At 62.2% G+C, this 307-nt stretch carries 1 pseudogene; it reads left to right on the top strand.

Features of this window, described 5'->3' with window-relative positions:
• Window positions 1-307 (top strand): annotated as a pseudogene (locus tag P0G09_RS18040) (MBL fold metallo-hydrolase); the annotation flags it as partial.

The raw sequence follows: 307 nt of genomic DNA, 5'->3' as shown, positions 1-307 counted from the left end.
ATCCGCTGCCGGTATACGGTGCAGATGATACGCTGGATTTTCTGGATGCAAACGGCATCGTGCCTGCCAGCTGTGAGCTGCGCACCCTGTCCGGCGGGGAAGAGGATTTGGGAGATTTCGGCGTGACGATGTTCCCCACCAGCCACGACGTGCCCTGCGTGGGCTACCGCATCCACACCCCGGACTACAAGACCATGACCATTGCCACCGACCTGGGAGTCCTGACCCCGCCGGTACATCAGGCCCTGAGCGGCTGTGACCTGGTGGCGCTGGAAAGCAACTACGACCTCCAGCAGCTTTGCCGAGC

The sequence above is a fragment of the Faecalibacterium sp. DFI.5.82 genome (assembly GCF_029076575.1).
In the GTDB taxonomy this organism is placed as follows: Bacteria; Bacillota; Clostridia; order Oscillospirales; family Ruminococcaceae; genus Faecalibacterium; species Faecalibacterium duncaniae.
The sequence above is the reverse complement of the archived record's forward strand: the minus strand, read 5'-3'. Positions and strand labels throughout refer to the sequence as shown.